The organism is Methylovirgula sp. 4M-Z18 (genome assembly GCF_037890675.1).
GTDB lineage: Bacteria > Pseudomonadota > Alphaproteobacteria > Rhizobiales > Beijerinckiaceae > 4M-Z18.
This window is the reverse complement of sequence record NZ_CP149574.1, coordinates 332905-347658: the sequence shown is the minus strand read 5'-3', so window position 1 is coordinate 347658 and position 14754 is coordinate 332905. Positions and strand designations below refer to the sequence as shown.

The 14754-nt window shown below is 60.5% G+C and carries 14 protein-coding genes; 6 read left to right on the top strand and 8 right to left on the bottom strand.

Going from position 1 to position 14754, the window contains the following annotated elements:
* Positions 1 to 6: 6 nt before the first annotated feature.
* Positions 7 to 1158 (bottom strand): patatin-like phospholipase family protein, encoded by a 1152-nt coding sequence (locus V9T28_RS01535; RefSeq protein WP_116400465.1) that lies wholly within the window; start codon positions 1156 to 1158, stop codon positions 7 to 9.
* Positions 1159 to 1232: 74 nt separating this feature from the next.
* Positions 1233 to 3020: an ABC transporter transmembrane domain-containing protein gene (locus V9T28_RS01530; protein ID WP_116400464.1), complete on the bottom strand. Its 1788-nt coding sequence runs from the start codon at positions 3018 to 3020 to the stop codon at positions 1233 to 1235.
* Positions 3021 to 3242: 222 nt separating this feature from the next.
* On the opposite strand from V9T28_RS01530, the gene rpmE reads away from it, so the two are divergent.
* Positions 3243 to 3473 (top strand): 50S ribosomal protein L31, encoded by a 231-nt coding sequence (gene rpmE / locus V9T28_RS01525; protein WP_116400463.1) that lies wholly within the window; start codon positions 3243 to 3245, stop codon positions 3471 to 3473.
* A gap of 62 nt (positions 3474 to 3535) precedes the next feature.
* Here the strand turns inward: rpmE and V9T28_RS01520 are convergent, their stop codons facing one another.
* The gene (locus V9T28_RS01520; RefSeq protein WP_116400462.1) at positions 3536 to 4060 is read right to left on the bottom strand and encodes a DUF1465 family protein; all 525 of its coding nucleotides are present in this window, start codon (positions 4058 to 4060) and stop codon (positions 3536 to 3538) included.
* 370 nt (positions 4061 to 4430) lie between these two features.
* On the opposite strand from V9T28_RS01520, the gene V9T28_RS01515 reads away from it, so the two are divergent.
* A complete protein-coding gene (locus tag V9T28_RS01515) occupies positions 4431 to 5405 on the top strand; it encodes a KpsF/GutQ family sugar-phosphate isomerase (protein WP_116400461.1) in 975 nt (324 codons plus the stop codon).
* Positions 5406 to 5525: 120 nt separating this feature from the next.
* Here the strand turns inward: V9T28_RS01515 and V9T28_RS01510 are convergent, their stop codons facing one another.
* Entirely contained in the window at positions 5526 to 6305 is a 780-nt protein-coding gene (locus V9T28_RS01510) for a TIGR00266 family protein (RefSeq protein ID WP_116400460.1), read from the bottom strand.
* A 176-nt stretch (positions 6306 to 6481) separates the two neighbouring features.
* On the opposite strand from V9T28_RS01510, the gene V9T28_RS01505 reads away from it, so the two are divergent.
* Together V9T28_RS01505 and V9T28_RS01500 are read left to right on the top strand one after the other, a co-directional pair.
* Entirely contained in the window at positions 6482 to 7813 is a 1332-nt protein-coding gene (locus V9T28_RS01505) for a lytic murein transglycosylase (protein WP_158554770.1), read from the top strand.
* A gap of 64 nt (positions 7814 to 7877) precedes the next feature.
* Complete coding sequence (locus V9T28_RS01500) at positions 7878 to 8090, top strand: hypothetical protein (RefSeq protein ID WP_116400458.1); 213 nt, start codon at positions 7878 to 7880, stop codon at positions 8088 to 8090.
* Positions 8091 to 8113: 23 nt separating this feature from the next.
* Here the strand turns inward: V9T28_RS01500 and V9T28_RS01495 are convergent, their stop codons facing one another.
* The 4 genes from V9T28_RS01495 to V9T28_RS01480 all read right to left on the bottom strand — a co-directional run bounded on the left by V9T28_RS01495 (position 8114) and on the right by V9T28_RS01480 (position 12055).
* Positions 8114 to 9157 carry an ABC transporter ATP-binding protein gene (locus V9T28_RS01495; RefSeq protein ID WP_116400457.1) on the bottom strand — a complete coding sequence of 348 codons (1044 nt, stop codon included), beginning with the start codon at positions 9155 to 9157 and terminating at the stop codon, positions 8114 to 8116.
* A gap of 11 nt (positions 9158 to 9168) precedes the next feature.
* On the bottom strand, positions 9169 to 9951 hold the full coding sequence (locus V9T28_RS01490) for an ABC transporter permease (protein ID WP_116400456.1): 783 nt from the start codon (positions 9949 to 9951) through the stop codon (positions 9169 to 9171).
* Positions 9948 to 10859, bottom strand: a complete 912-nt coding sequence (locus V9T28_RS01485; protein WP_116400455.1) for an ABC transporter permease — start codon at positions 10857 to 10859, stop codon at positions 9948 to 9950. The genes V9T28_RS01490 and V9T28_RS01485 overlap by 4 nt, the downstream gene beginning before the upstream one ends.
* Positions 10860 to 10954: 95 nt before the next feature.
* Complete coding sequence (locus tag V9T28_RS01480; RefSeq protein ID WP_199500093.1) at positions 10955 to 12055, bottom strand: ABC transporter substrate-binding protein; 1101 nt, start codon at positions 12053 to 12055, stop codon at positions 10955 to 10957.
* Between the two features lie 335 nt (positions 12056 to 12390).
* Here V9T28_RS01480 and V9T28_RS01475 point away from each other — a divergent pair, with 335 nt between their 5' ends.
* On the top strand, positions 12391 to 13761 hold the full coding sequence (locus tag V9T28_RS01475) for an extracellular solute-binding protein (RefSeq protein WP_116400454.1): 1371 nt from the start codon (positions 12391 to 12393) through the stop codon (positions 13759 to 13761).
* A gap of 103 nt (positions 13762 to 13864) precedes the next feature.
* On the top strand, positions 13865 to 14749 hold the full coding sequence (locus V9T28_RS01470) for a carbohydrate ABC transporter permease (RefSeq protein WP_116400453.1): 885 nt from the start codon (positions 13865 to 13867) through the stop codon (positions 14747 to 14749).
* Positions 14750 to 14754: the final 5 nt, after the last annotated feature.

Sequence of the window (14754 nt, the reverse complement as noted above, 5' to 3'; positions counted from 1 at the left end):
TTGCGCTCACGATTTTGTGACACTTTCATCGGTAGGTTCCCTGCGGATCTCGTGAAGACAGAACCCTTCCAGTGGATCAACTTCCGCCTGCCACGGCGCTTGGGCCAGCAATTTTTGCGTATCGACATAGCCTGCGCGCCATCGCTTGGAGATGCCGCCTGGGGTAAAATCGATGTCCTTGGTATGGTCTTCGTTCTGCAAGGTGGGCGCCAGGAGCCGCACCACATGCATGCGCGTCAGACAGCCGAAGGCCGCCATGCGCTGGACATCGCTCAAGGCCCGCTGGTCTTCCGGCAGTTTTGCCGCCAGTTCGGCGATGATGTGACGCAGGCGATGAATTTGCCGCTGACGGAGAATGTGGCTGTCGGTGCGGCTTGAATATTGAATGTCCTTATGCCGGTTCATGACATCCCAGATCGAGTGCGGCTCCGATCCGCGCGGATTCCAAATGTGAATGGAAAAGATCAGGGAATCGCGGCGCGGCACGTCGTCGAACACGGCCTCCACCGGCGTATTGGAGAGAATGCCGCCATCCCAGTAAAGTTCATCGTCGATACGCACCGCAGGAAAGGCCGGCGGTAACGCGCCGGACGCCATGATGTGGCGTGCGTCCAGGGGCATGTCACGGCTATCGAAATAGCGCATCTGGCCGGATGTGACATGCGCCGCCCCAACCGTCAGGCGCGGCACGCCTTGATTGAGCACGGCAAAATCGACGAATTCCTGCAACGTTTGAGCAAGCGGGCCGGTCGAATAATATCCCGCTGCCTCAGGCCGCATCGGCATGTGCGGTCCAAGAAACGCCATGGGATTTGGTGCGAAAAAGCCAGGAATACCGGCCGTAACCGTTGACAGATTGGGCAGGCTGCGGGCCGCCCAAGGAAACCCGGTAAAGAAATCGGGCTGCTCGACGCGCCGCCAGAAATCACGCAGCCGCGCGAGCCGATTGGCAACGGCGTTGCCCGCGATCAGGCTGGCATTGATTGCGCCAATCGAGGTGCCGATCACCCAGTCCGGCTCGATTCCGGCCTCGTGCAAAGCCTCGTAAACGCCCGCCTGATAGGCGCCCAATGCGCCGCCGCCTTGCAAAACAAGAACGACCTGTCCCACGGCAGCGATAGATTGCGGTCTCTCTTTGGTGGGCGTTGATGCGGGCATGTGCTGCTCATGTTGAATTTGCGCCCACAATGCACAAAAGCACGATCAAGCAAAAAGCACATATTCGTGAAGGCTTACATCGCTGACGCGGCCGCTCCCGTCTCGAATTGCAATTTGGCGAGACGGGCATAAAGACCGCCCCTCGCCACCAGACTGATGTGGTTGCCTTCCTCGACGATGCGGCCGCCATCCATCACCAGAATGCGATCCGCCGACAGAACGGTGGCGAGCCGATGTGCGATGACCAGCGTCGTCCGGTTGTGCATCAGGCCTTCGAGCGCCTGCTGCACAATGGTTTCATTCTCTGCATCGAGCGCCGATGTCGCTTCGTCGAGCAGCAGGATCGGGGCGTCTTTCAGGATCGCGCGGGCAATGGCGATGCGCTGGCGCTGACCGCCGGACAGGGTGACGCCGCGCTCGCCGACACGCGTCGCATAGCCTTCCGGCATTTGCTGGATGAAATCGTCGGCATTGGCGCGTTCCGCCGCCGCGCGCACCTCGGCGTCGCTCGCTTCGGGGCGGCCATAACGGATATTGTCGGCGATGCTCGCGCCGAAGATCACCGGTTCCTGCGGCACGAGGGCGATGCGCGCACGCAAAGCATCGGGATCGAGCGTGCGGATATCGGTGTCCTCGACCCGGACCGCGCCGGCGCTCGGATCGTAAAAGCGCATCAGCAATTGGAACACCGTCGATTTGCCGGCTCCCGAAGGGCCGACGATCGCGACCGTCTCGCCGGGCCGCACGACAAAGCTGATGTCGTGCACCACGACGTCGCTGACGCGCGTCGGATAGGCGAAGCTGACGTCATCGAACGCGACTTTGCCGCGCGGCGGCGGCAGAACGGCCGGATGCGGCGGCGCCGTCACGCGCGGGACGACCGCCATGATTTCACCAATACGGCTTGCCGCCCCGGCCGCCGCCGAAACTTCGCTCCAGACTTCGGACAACGCGCCGAGCGAGGAGGCCGCAAAAATGGCGTAGAGAATGAACTGCGTCAGCGTACCGTCGGTCAGCTGCCCGGCAAGCACATCGCGCGCGCCCAGCCACAACACACCGACGACGGCGGCGGAGGCCAGGAAGAAGGCCCCGGCAGTGAGATAGGCGCGGGCCTGGATGGCCTGGCGCGCGGCATCATAGGCGTTTTCCGCGGCGTCCAGGAACCGCCGCGTCGCGACCTTCTGCGCGTTGAACGCCTGCATCGTGCGCATGGCACCGAGATTCTCGGCGGCATAGGCGCTCGCATCGGCGAGAGCGTCCTGGGCCCTGCGCGAGCGGCCGCGCACCGACCGGCCGGCCATCACCAGAGGCAGCACGATCATCGGAATCGCGATCAGCATGAGCCCTGAGAGCTTCGGGCTGGTGATCACCATGGCGACGATCGCACCGACCAGCAGGATGAGATTGCGCAGGGCGATCGAGGCGGAAGCGCCGAAAGCCGACCGGATCTGCGTCGTGTCGGAGGTCAGGCGCGACAGCAATTCGCCGGTTTTGGCCGTATCGAAGAATTGCGCATCGAGCCGGGTGAGATGACGGAACAAAGCATCGCGCAGATCCGCCACCACCCGTTCGCCCAAGGTCATGACGCAATAATAACGCGCACCGCTCGCGAGGCCGATGATCGCCGCGGTGACGAACATGGCGCCGAAATAGAGATGGATGGAGCCGGAATCCAGCTTGGAAAAGCCGTCGTCGATCATTTTCTGGCCGATTTTCGGCAAGGCCAAGGTCGCGACCGAGGCGACGACCAGCGCGGCGAGAGTCGCCCAGATTCGGCCCTTGTAGCGCAGGGCGATCGGCACCAGGGGGCGCAGGGCGGAGAGAGGAACGCGGCTTTTCGGGCTTTCGGACGTATCGGACATGGAGGGCCTTTAGGACATTGGCGCGGCTTATATATCAATTGCCACGGCAATTTCATCCCGTGCGCCCTTTGGCCGCGCTGTGTCCGAGGTTTGCGCGAAATCCCACCTTGTTTTCTCAGCCTCTTTGCTTTATAGGCGCGGGCTCACACGAATTTTGTTCGAGTTCGGACCGGCCTTTGCAGCGCCATCGTGCTCGCGCGTAGAGTTTTAAGGAACTGACCCATGAAGGCCGATACCCATCCGTCGTACCACATGATCAAGGTCGTCATGACCAATGGCACCGAGTTCATGACCCGCTCCACCTATGGCAAGGACGGCGATACGCTGAACCTCGACATCGATCCGACCACCCATCCGGCCTGGACCGGCGGCTCGCAGCAATTGCTCGACCGCGGCGGCCGTCTGTCGAAGTTCAACTCGCGTTTCGGCAATCTCGGCCTCGGCAAGAAGTAATTTCAAAGATTTAGCGGAAACTCCGTTGAAAGCCCTGGTTGATCGCCGGGGCTTTTTCCGTTCTAGGCCGATGGCCCGGCGAAGGCGCCGCGCAACCGGTCGAATTGTGCCCGCACCGCCGACAGCGGCAGTTCCGTGCGCTTCGCACGCCCGAGTTCGTCCATGCGGACGATCTTGCCCTGCAAGACGAGCGAGCGGGTGCAGAGGTCGCGCAAAGTCTCCGGCAAATCCTCGAAAATCCCTTCGGACGCCGCAAGCGGCTGGCAAACCAGGCGAATTTTTTGCTTGGCGTGGACCGTCTGGGCAGGAGTAAGCTCGCCCTCATGCACCGCTCTGGTCTGCACGAGCCAGGAGGTGAGATGGGTCAAGCGGGTGGTGAGGCGCATGCTCTCGGTCGCGTAGGCCAAAGCCAGCGTGCGCGGCAGGCCGCGCGCCTCGAGCCGGCCGGGGCCGTCGAGATAGGCGGCAGCCGCCTCGACGAGTTCCATGCCCTCACGAAACAGCAGTTTGAACGGATCGGCCGGCATGAACGGCCGGTTGAGCCGCACGACATTTTGCGGATTTGACCGATGAGACGCTTTCACCATCTGCCCCTCGCCGTGGCATTCATGGCCCCGAAAGCGACATCTTAGACGGCGGCGCGGAAAAGCGGGCGTAAAGCTTTTATTAACCTTAATCGGCGAAGAAGCGGTTCCGCCTCCAAAAAAAGCCGCCCGAGGGGCGGCTGAAGTTCTAATCAGGGAGGCGTCAAAGGGAGTGTAGGAGAGCCACTCAGCCCAGCAAAGCTGAACTGAGGAAGAGGCTGCGCCTGATTTGCTAACATAAGGTTAAGAACCAGCGCGGCGCCGCGGATTTCCGAAAGATTCAGCGGATTGAACAGAGCTTGGCCTCATAGGACGCAACCAGTCCCCGTTTGCACTCTCGTCAGCCGAGCTCCGGAATGTTAAGAGCGGCGCCATGATCGAAAATTCCCCCCTCCCTTCCGCGCTCCGGACCCTGGAATGCGAGCGGCTCGGCATCGTCACCCTGGAAGACGCGCTCCGTAACGGCCTGGCCAAAAGTTTCGAGGCCGCCTTCGCGCTGTTGCAAAGCGCCGGCGGCCGGGTGATCGTGACTGGCATGGGCAAATCGGGCCATGTCGGCCGCAAGATCGCCGCAACCCTTGCGTCGACCGGCACGCCCGCGCTCATGGTGCATCCGGCGGAAGCGAGCCATGGCGATCTTGGCATGATCCAGGCCAATGACGTGATTCTCGCGCTGTCCTGGTCCGGCGAAACACCGGAGCTTGCCGACATCATCACCTATTCGCGGCGCTTCCGTATCCCGCTCATCGCCATGACCTCGAATGCCGAGAGTTCGCTCGGCCGCGAAGCGGATGTTTGCCTCGCCCTGCCGAAGGCGAAGGAAGCCTGCCCCAACGGCCTCGCCCCGACGACGAGCACCACCATGCAATTGGTGCTCGGCGACGCGCTGGCCGTGGCGCTGCTCGAGGCGCGCGGCTTCACTGCCCATGATTTCAAAGTGTTCCATCCCGGCGGCAAGCTCGGCGCGCGGCTGATGTATGTGCGCCAAGTGATGCACACGGGAGAGCGCCTGCCGATCGTGCCGCTCAAAGCCGATATGGGCGCGGCGATCGTCGAGATTTCGGCCAAGGGCCTGGGCTGCACCTGTGTGGTCGACGGTAACGGCGCGCTCGCAGGCATCATCACCGACGGCGACCTGCGCCGGCACATGAAGCACGACCTCGTCACCGAGCCGGTCACCGCCATCATGACCCACAGGCCGCTGACCATCGCCGAGGATGCGCTGGCGGCCGAGGCGCTCGAAATCCTGACCAGCACCAAGCGCTCGGTGCTGATCGTGGTGGACGGCGATAACAAGCCGAACGGCGTGGTGCATTTCCACGACCTGCTGCGGCTCGGCGTGGTGTAACGAGTGGGCCGCGCGGCCCTAGAGCATTTTGCGTTCTTTCAGAATCGCAAAATTGCTCTACTTCTTTGTTTTGTCGCATTTTCTTAACCGAAAAGTCGTGCAACTTTTCTGGAAAATGCTCTAATCGTTGCTCGAGCCTAGAAACCCGCCCAGCAGCGTCCCGACTGCCCCGAGCGCGGCGCCCGTCGCCATCGTGCCGGAGGAGGAATTAGCGCCCGTGTCGCCGCCGCTGCCCGGCAGATACCGGCCGATCTCCTCGGCGAGATTCAGGATCGGCATGCTTTGCAGCCAAATATGGCCGGGACCGGTCAACGTCGCGAGAAACAGCCCCTCGCCGCCGAACAGAATGTTCTTGAAGCCCGCGACGCGCTGAATATCGAACCCGACGCTCGGCTCGATCACCCCAACATGGCCCGCATGCACCAGCAGCCGCTCGCCCGGCGCAAGATCGCGCTCGACGAGTTCGCCGGAGAGATCGAGCCAGACCATGCCGGGACCCGTCACCTTTTGCAGCACAAAGCCCGAGCCGCCGAAGAAACCGGCGCCGATGCTTTTCTGCCAGGCGAGTTCCAGGCTGATGGCTTTCTCGGCCACAAGAAAGGTTTCCTTGCGGCAGATCAGCGACTGGCTGGCCTGCAATTGCACCGGGATGATCGTACCCGGAAAGCGCGGCGCGAAGGCCACATGGCCGGCGCCCTGCGCGGTAAAATCGGTCACGAAAAACGAGCCGCCGCCGAAGCTCCGGCGTAAGCCGGCAAGAAAGCCGCCGCCGGTATGGGTATCCATGCGCACCGCATCGTTCATCCACGCCATGCAATTGGTCTGGCTGTAGACCGTCTCGCCGGGCGCGAGATCGATCGCGACCGTCTGCATCACCGTACCGGAAATCTGGTAGCGCATTGTTTACCCCCTTACCCATATACGGCCGGCTTCGCCTTAATGCCGCCGCGGTTCGAATGGATCGTTCTAACCTCTATATCATGGTTAACAACGCGTTAAATCTCCCGTATTTAGAGTCATGCGACCAAGGCCGTGATTCGTTTTCAGTTCCGGCGGAATGGCCTAAGGATCGACCCATGAGCCTCGTCATCGGCAGATTCACGCCGCAGGGCAAGACACCCTCCGCGCAGGATTTTTCAACACCGCTTAAACCCATTCGCTCGACAAGCTGCGCCGCCTCGATGGCGCAGATTCTGCGCATGATCGTGCTCGCGGCCCTGTTCGTCGCGGGCCTGCTCTATCTCTTTCACGCGGGCTACGCCCACGCCAAGGGCCCGCCGCCCGACGCAGGGTTCGCCAAGTTCCTGCAGGAGCTGTGGCCCGATGCGAAAACCCAAGGGGTTTCGCGCGAGACGTTCGACGACGCTTTCGCCGGCGTGACGCCGGACCCGTCGGTCATTGCGATCACCCGCAAGCAGGCAGAATTCGCCCGGCCGATCTGGCAATATCTTGGCGGTGCCGTCACCGAGACGCGCGTGCACAAAGGCCAGGAGATTTCCGCGCAATGGAAATCGACGCTCGACAAGGTCGAGCAGCGATATGGCGTCGACCAGAACGTCGTGCTCGGCGTGTGGGGGATGGAGACGAATTTCGGCGGTGCAGCAGACACCCACTATGTAATCCGCTCGCTCGCGAGCCTCGCTTATGTGCGTTACCGCGGCGACTTTTTCCGTTACGAATTGCTCATTGCTTTGAAAATTTTGCAGAGCGGCCAATTGACTAAGGAAGAGATGCGCGGCTCCTGGGCTGGCGCCATGGGCCAGCCCCAATTCATGCCCTCGACCTTCATCCAATACGCGGTCGATTTCGATGGCAGCGGCAGCAAGGACATCTGGTCGAACGTACCGGATTCCCTCGCCTCCATGGCCAATTATCTCAAGGCGCACGGCTGGATCGCCGGCGAGCCTTGGGGCTTTGAAGTTACACTGCCGCAGGGCTTCGACGCCTCGGCCTTCGATGAATCGCGTTACGTGCCGGTCGGCGAGTTTGCCACCAAGGGCGTAACGCAGATCGATGGGGCGCCGCTGCCGGCACATGGCAATTACGCGCTGATGTTTCCGGCCAGCAGCCATGGCCCGGCCTATCTCATCACCCGCAATTTCAAGGTGATCAAGAGCTACAACAATTCGCTGTCCTATACGCTCGCCGTCGCAATCCTCGCCGACCGGATTGCCGGCAAACCGGGCGTGCAAGGCGCCTGGCCGGTGCATCAGCCGCAATTGAACGAAGCGCAATGCTTCCAGATGCAGCGGCAATTGGTGCGGCTCGGCTACAATGTCGGCAATGTCGACGGCCGCGTCGGCGACCTGATGCGCGAAGCTATCCGCGATTTTCAGCGCAAGCGCGGATTGGTGGCCGACGGCTACCCGACCGTGGCGCTGCTCGACGCGATGCAAAAGGCGCGGTGAGGTATTCGCTAGACGGTATTTTGAGCTAGGCTAGACGCGCTGGGGAGAGCGAACGAGTAAATAGATGACTCACCTTGTTTACTACGTAGCCGCCGCAATCTTTATGATCTCGGCGATTATTGATCTCAAACCTCACGTCGACTGGCGCCGCAGGAGTCGCCGCGAATTTGGCATCGCTCCTGGCGGCTTGATCGAAATGGCGCGATATGATCTTCCTGAGCTAAATGCCTGGCTCAAGTTCGTTGCGGCTGTAGCAGTTTGGGTGCTCTCTATATAAACGTTACTCAATAATCTGAGACTCTATACGACCAGCACATCCTCGTGCCGGAAGCGTAGTTGCACATCTTGACCGGCCTGCGGCGGATGCACGCCCGGTTGGTTGAAAAGATCGAAATGGACTTGGGCGCCGCCCGTCTTGGCTTTCACCCGCATCACCGGTCCGAGGAAATTCACGTCCTCCACCACCGCCGCGATGACGTTCTCGCCGTCCTGGGCGCCGAGGCGGATGGCCTCGGGGCGCAGGGCGATCTTCACATTGCCTGAGCTCGGCAGAGCGCGGCTGGTGATGATCCTTTGCCCCTCGGCGCGCAATTCGCCGCTCGCGGCATTCACCACATCGGCCTGCAGTACGTTGAGCGTGCCGACGAAGGAAGCAACGAAGGGCGTCGCCGGGCTGTTGTAGATCTCCTGCGGCGTGCCGATCTGCTGCGCGATGCCTTCGCTCATCACGACGATCCGGTCGGAGATCGAAAGCGCCTCTTCCTGATCGTGCGTCACGAAAATCGTCGTGATGCCGAGCTGGCGCTGCAGGTTACGGATTTCCTCGCGCAAGGAGACGCGGATTTTCGCGTCGAGCGCTGAAAGCGGCTCGTCCAGCAGCAGGACCTGCGGACGGGCGGCAAGGGCGCGCGCCAGCGCCACGCGCTGCTGCTGACCGCCCGACAATTGATAAGGATAGCGGTCGGCGAGATGCGGCAGCTTGATGATCTCGAGCATTTCCTTCACGCGCGCCGCGATCTCGCTCGACGAGCGTCCGGCGATCTTGAGGCCGAAGCCGACGTTGCCCGCCACGGTCAAATTGGGGAAGAGCGCATAAGCCTGAAACACCATGCCGACATTACGCTTGGACGCCGGCAGATTGGTCAGGTCCTTGCCGTCAACGGTGATATTGCCAGAAGTTGCCGTCTCGAACCCGGCGACCATGCGCAATACGGTGGTCTTGCCGCAACCCGATGGCCCAAGAAAAGAGATGAATTCGCCCTTTTCGATCGCGAGGGAAAAATCCTTAACGACTTGGACCGCGCCATAGGATTTCTTCACGTTTTGAATGTTGAGGAAGCTCATTGGCTGATCCACTATTTCTTGATGCCGGGTGCATTACGCCCGATCACTTGGATGAGGCCCATACAGGCCCAGGTGATGGCGAAGGCGATGATCGCCAAAGCGGAAGGCTCATAGGCTTTATTGGCGCCGACATTCTGAAGATAGGGGCCAAACGCCGGTTGATTGAGCAAGCTGGCAAAGGTGAATTCGCCAATCACGATCGCGAAGGTCAAAAATGCGCCGCTCAGCAAGGCCGAGGAGATATTTGGCAGAATGACGCGAAACAAAATCACGAATGTGTTGGCGCCAAGACTCTCGCCCGCCTCCGTCAACGTACGGACATCAATCGCGCGAAGCCCGGTATCCACCGAGCGATACATGTATGGGAGCGCCAGGGTGACGTAAGCAAAGACCAGCAAGATCTTCGTTCCGATATCAGACCCCGTAAACGGCAGCCAACTTTCGCTATTATAAAGCCGGATATAGCCGAAGACGATGACGATGGCCGGAATGACGAGTGGCAGCAGGGTCACGAATTCGATGAACGGCCGCGCTTTCGGCAAACGCAATTGCGTCCAATAAGCGGTCGGTACGACGAGCAAAATGCCGACAATGATCGTCGCAATCGCCAAACCAATCGAGAAGACGAACGACGATTGAAAGCGCGGATCGACAAGCACGTTACGATAAGCATCGAAACTATATTCATCGCGGCGCAAGCGCAGCGAAAATTCGAATGTCGCGATCAGCGGCAACATAAAATAGAGGATGCCAACGATAACGGCGATCCAATGGCCAAGCTTTGAGTGTTTCATTTCACCCACCTCTCGCCATAGGCGCGCAAGATCAGATAGATGACATTCGAGATGCCGGTGATCACGACCATGCCGAAGGCCATGGCATAGCCCAGATTGGGATTGTGCAACACGTCACCTTGGATTTCCGCGTAAAGCTGGATGGGAACGATATTGAGCGAGGAGCCGGTCAGCGCATAGGCCGTCGCGATGGCGCCGAACGCATTGGCGAACAGCAGAAGCGTCGAGCCCAAAACGCTTGGCCACAGCACGGGAATCGCGACATAGAGCCAATATTGCAAATTGCTCGCGCCCAGATTGGCAGAAGCCTCGCGCCACTCTTTTTTCATGCCGTCAAGGGCGGGCGTGATCACCAGCACCATGAGAGGGATTTGAAAGTACATGTAAGTCAGGGTCAGACCCCAAAGGCTCAGGAGTTTGAAGCCGGCATGATAAATGTTGAGATCGATGCCGATTCTGTCGCCGAATGACGCGAGGATAATCGTGACGAGACCGATGCGGCCCAAGGTGGAGATGAACGCAAACGCGAGCGGCAAGCCGGCGAAATTGGAGGCAACGCCAGAGAAGGTCATCAGCGTGGGGCGCAGCCAAGCGGGAAGGCCGCCGCCGATCACCGCATAGGCGAGAAAGAAGCCGACGAGCGCGCCCAAAATAGAGGAATAGGCGCTGACTTTCAGACTGATAATATAGGAATCGCGGATGGTTTCTTGGGCGAAGAGAGCGACGATATTGTCGAGCGAGAAATGCCCGTCCGCCGATTGGAAGGCGCCGACGAACAGGTTGATGGTCGGCAGGATGAGAAACAAGAGCGCAAAAAGAAAGAACGGCACGACGCCAAGCCAGGATAGAAGGCGCTTGGACCTGGCAGATCCCCCTGTGCGCACGGCCGGAGCGGTTACACTCGTCATGAATTTTCGTTCCGATATGTCAAAGCGTCGCTGCCGGGAGGGATTCCCCGGCATAAAGAATGGGGCGCAACACATGCGCCCCATTCTGTAAAAGCTTACTTCACATTCGCGCCAACGGCCTTATCCCAACCTTCGGTAATGGCCTTCTTGCCGGCGTTCTGCTGATCCAGCGTCGGGAAAGTCGCCTTGGCATAATTTTCTGCCGGGGGAAGTGCGGAGAGCAGATCCGCCGGAACCTTCTTCGCGTTCACCAGATCGTTGAAGCGGACCGGGTGGCAATAGCCCTTCAGCCAACCAAGCTGGCCTTCGTCGGAATAGAGATATTCCATCCAGAGCTTGGCGGCGTTCGGGTGCGGTGCAAAGGCGCTGATGGCCTGGACATAGACGCCCGCGACGACGCCGCTCTTCGGCACGACGACTTCCACCTTCGGATTGCCCTTCAGCGTGTCGCGATCGGCAAGCGCGTTATAGTCCCAGCGGACGACGATCGGCGTTTCGCCCTTCGCCAGCGAGGCGGACTTGCCAATCGTCGGCACGAAGTTACCCGCCTTGTTCAGATCGCCAAAGAACTTAAGGCCCGCGGCAGCTGCCCCGTCGTCCTTGCCGGCGGCCGAGAGGCCAGCGGCGTAAACGGCTTGCACAGCCTGGTTGGCGGTGCGCGGATCACCGGCGAGTGCGACCGAATCCTTATATTCCGGCTTTTGCAGATCGGCCCAATCCTTCGGCGGGTTCTTGACGAGATCCGCATTCACTTCGAAGGACAGAACGCCGTAATAATCGCCGTACCAGAAACCATCCGCATCCTTCTGGTCTGCGGGGATCGTGGACCAGGTTGCAACCTTATAGGGCTGGATCAGGCCGTCGGCCTTGGCGGTCGGGCCGAACGACAGACCGACGTCGATCACGTCGGGGGCCTGCGGGCCCTTGTTGCCTTTGTTGGCCTTGATGGCTTCGACTTCGTCGCCCGAACCTGCGTCGGGGTTGAGCTCGTTGACGGTCAGGCCGTATTTCTTCTTGAAGCCGTCGATCACGTCGCCATAACCGCACCAATCATGCGGCAGCGCGATCACCGTGAGACTGCCTTCCTTCTTGGCTTCGGCGGCGAGAGCATCCAGCGATTGCGCCTTGGCGACACCAGCAAAGGCACTCAGCGCCACCACGGCAGCCGATGCCATCAACGCAAACTTCTTCGTCATGATTCCCCCTGTCAGGATAAGGACCGCTCTTACTCGTCAAGCGCTCGCAACGCGGGTCTAGTCACCTCGTATTGCAATCATGTGACAATCGTCCAAACGGAACTTGCGCCCTTCAGAGAGGGCGAGCTTATAACCTACGATGCCGATCGCAACAGAAATGTGACAATCGCGTGACAATTGTCTACGAACGCCATCAGGCGCCTCGGCACGGATTTGGCCCTTCGGGGCCGTTCCCTGCAAGGCGGCGGGGCCAGCGGGCAATCATGTGTTCACAAACTGTCACATAGACTGATTAGGGCCTTCCTGAGCGGCTCAATGAACGCTGGGGAATAGCCATGACGACCTTCCGAAACATTCCATTCGCGCGCCTGGCGGCGACTGCGGCGATCGGCGCGCTGATGCTCGCCGGAGCCACCGCGCCGGCCTTGGCCGATAAGACCAAGATCGACTTCTGGTTCGGCAACCAGGGCGACATCGCCCAGCGCGTCCAGGACGTCTGCAAGCATTTCAACGAGTCGCAAAGCGATTACGAGGTGGTCTGCACGAGCCAGCAAGGCTACGCCAACGCGCTGCAGAACACGATCGCGGCCTTCCGGGCCGGCAAACAGCCGACCGTGGTGCAGATCTTCGACATCGGCACCCTCGACCTGATGCTGTCGGGCGCCTATTACCCCGTCAACAAGCTGATGGCAGACAACGGCTACAAGATCGACTGGAACGATTATCTCGGCGGCGTGCGCTCCTATTACGCCACCTCGAAGGGCGACATGCTGTCGATGCCGTTCAATTCCTCGACCGCGCTCCTCTACTGGAACCAGGACGCTTTCAAGAAAATCGGCAAGGACGCCGCACCCAAGACCTGGGAAGAGGCCGCCGACGACATGAAGGCCTTGAAGGCGGCGGGATATGATTGCCCGATGGGCATCGACGTCAGCCACGACGAAGTCTGGCAGCTGATGGAGCAGTTTTCCGCGACCGAGAACCAGCCCGTCGCAAGCCTCAACAACGGCTATGACGGATTGGGCGCCGAGCTCGTCTTCAACAAGACGTCCTTCGTCAAATTCGTGACCGATCTCAAGAAATGGTACGATGACGGCCTGGTCAAATTGAAATCAGCGCAAGCTGGCGAAGATTATGTCGCAGCCTTTGCCGACGGCCATTGCCAGATGACCCTGACTTCGGTCGGCGATCATGGCCAGATTTCGCGCACCGCCTCGCCGGACATGCATTGGTCCGTGGCGGAATATCCGATCTATGCCGGCGCCGAGCGCAAGAACTCGCTGGTCGGCGGCGCGTCGCTGTGGGTGCTGCAGGGCAAATCGCCGGCCGAATACAAAGCCGCCGCCGCTTTCCTCAACTTCATCGCCCAACCCGAACAGGCGCTTTGGTGGTCGAGCAACACCGGCTACATCCCCGTGACCAAGACCGGCTACGACTTCATGGTCAAGAACGGCTTTTACGACAAGGCGCCCTACAAGGGCCGCGAAGCCGCCATCCAAAGCCTGACCGCGTCCGACCCGACGCCGATTACCCGCGGTTTGCGTCTCGGCGGCATGCCGCAGATCCGGCAGGAAGTGGGCAATGCGCTGCAGGCCATCTTCGCCAATCAAACTTCGGTCCAGCAAGGTCTCGACGATGCGGTCGCCCGCGGCAACACCGTGCTGCGCCGTTTCGAGCTGACCTATAAGGGCAAGCAGCTCCCGTAAAAGCCGGACTCAAAGGCCGCAGCAGTGGCCTTCGCGTTTCCTTGCGCGGCCGGCACGGGCAATAGGCCCGCGCCGGCCGAGACACTCAATTCGAGACAGCCGGATGCAAAAGCGCGCAATCTTCCAGGCCAAATGGCTCGGCATCGCCTTCATTGTCCCTCAGCTTCTGCTGATCTTCACCTTCTTCTATTGGCCGGCCGGCCAGGCGATCTTCTGGGCCTTCACCCGCCAGCAACCCTGGGGCGGCGGCAACGAATGGGCCGGCCTCGCCAATTTCATCGATGTCCTATCAGATCCCCTTTACTGGTCGTCCGTCGTCCTCAGCCTGGCCTTTGCCTTCCTGGCGACGGGATTGTCGATCGGCTCGGCGCTCATCCTGGCTTTGCTGGTCGATCGCGAACTGAGCGGCAATCGCTTCTACCGCACGATTTTCGTCTGGCCCTATGCCATCGCGGCACCGGCACTCGGCCTCGCCTTCCGCTTCATCTTCGCGGCCGACGCCGGCCCGCTGTCCTTTTTCAATCATGTCTGGCCCGGCTTCTGGGACCCGCGGATCAACGGCACCGAGGCTTTGGCCTGCGTCATCTTCGCCTTCGCCTGGAAATATGTCGGCTATAATTTCATCTTCGTCCTGTCCGCGCTGCAGGGCGTTCCGCGCGCTCTGATCGAGGCGGCGGCGATGGACGGCGCCAAATTCCTGCGCCGGGCGCGCGACATTCAGATTCCGCTGCTGACGCCGACGCTGTTCTTTCTGCTCGTTCTCAACATCACCGACAGTTTCCACGACAGCTTCGGTATCATCGACATCATGACCGGCGGCGGTCCGTACCGCTCCACCAATCTGATGGTCTACAAGATCTATTTCGACGGCTTCAAAGGCTTGGATTATTCCGGCGCCGCGGCGCAAAGCATCGTGCTCATGACGCTTGTCATGGTGCTCACCGTCTTCCAGTTCCGCTTTCTCGAGCGGCGCGTGCATTACAAATAATGAAG

Bases quoted from the DNA above. Each gene is read 5' to 3' on its own strand.
- V9T28_RS01535 (WP_116400465.1), bottom strand. From the start codon at position 1,158: ATGCCCGCATCAACGCCCACCAAAGAGAGACCGCAATCTATCGCTGCC.
- V9T28_RS01530 (WP_116400464.1), bottom strand. From the start codon at position 3,020: ATGTCCGATACGTCCGAAAGCCCGAAAAGCCGCGTTCCTCTCTCCGCC.
- rpmE (WP_116400463.1), top strand. From the start codon at position 3,243: ATGAAGGCCGATACCCATCCGTCGTACCACATGATCAAGGTCGTCATG.
- V9T28_RS01520 (WP_116400462.1), bottom strand. From the start codon at position 4,060: ATGGTGAAAGCGTCTCATCGGTCAAATCCGCAAAATGTCGTGCGGCTC.
- V9T28_RS01515 (WP_116400461.1), top strand. From the start codon at position 4,431: ATGATCGAAAATTCCCCCCTCCCTTCCGCGCTCCGGACCCTGGAATGC.
- V9T28_RS01510 (WP_116400460.1), bottom strand. From the start codon at position 6,305: ATGCGCTACCAGATTTCCGGTACGGTGATGCAGACGGTCGCGATCGAT.
- V9T28_RS01505 (WP_158554770.1), top strand. From the start codon at position 6,482: ATGAGCCTCGTCATCGGCAGATTCACGCCGCAGGGCAAGACACCCTCC.
- V9T28_RS01500 (WP_116400458.1), top strand. From the start codon at position 7,878: ATGACTCACCTTGTTTACTACGTAGCCGCCGCAATCTTTATGATCTCG.
- V9T28_RS01495 (WP_116400457.1), bottom strand. From the start codon at position 9,157: ATGAGCTTCCTCAACATTCAAAACGTGAAGAAATCCTATGGCGCGGTC.
- V9T28_RS01490 (WP_116400456.1), bottom strand. From the start codon at position 9,951: ATGAAACACTCAAAGCTTGGCCATTGGATCGCCGTTATCGTTGGCATC.
- V9T28_RS01485 (WP_116400455.1), bottom strand. From the start codon at position 10,859: ATGACGAGTGTAACCGCTCCGGCCGTGCGCACAGGGGGATCTGCCAGG.
- V9T28_RS01480 (WP_199500093.1), bottom strand. From the start codon at position 12,055: ATGACGAAGAAGTTTGCGTTGATGGCATCGGCTGCCGTGGTGGCGCTG.
- V9T28_RS01475 (WP_116400454.1), top strand. From the start codon at position 12,391: ATGACGACCTTCCGAAACATTCCATTCGCGCGCCTGGCGGCGACTGCG.
- V9T28_RS01470 (WP_116400453.1), top strand. From the start codon at position 13,865: ATGCAAAAGCGCGCAATCTTCCAGGCCAAATGGCTCGGCATCGCCTTC.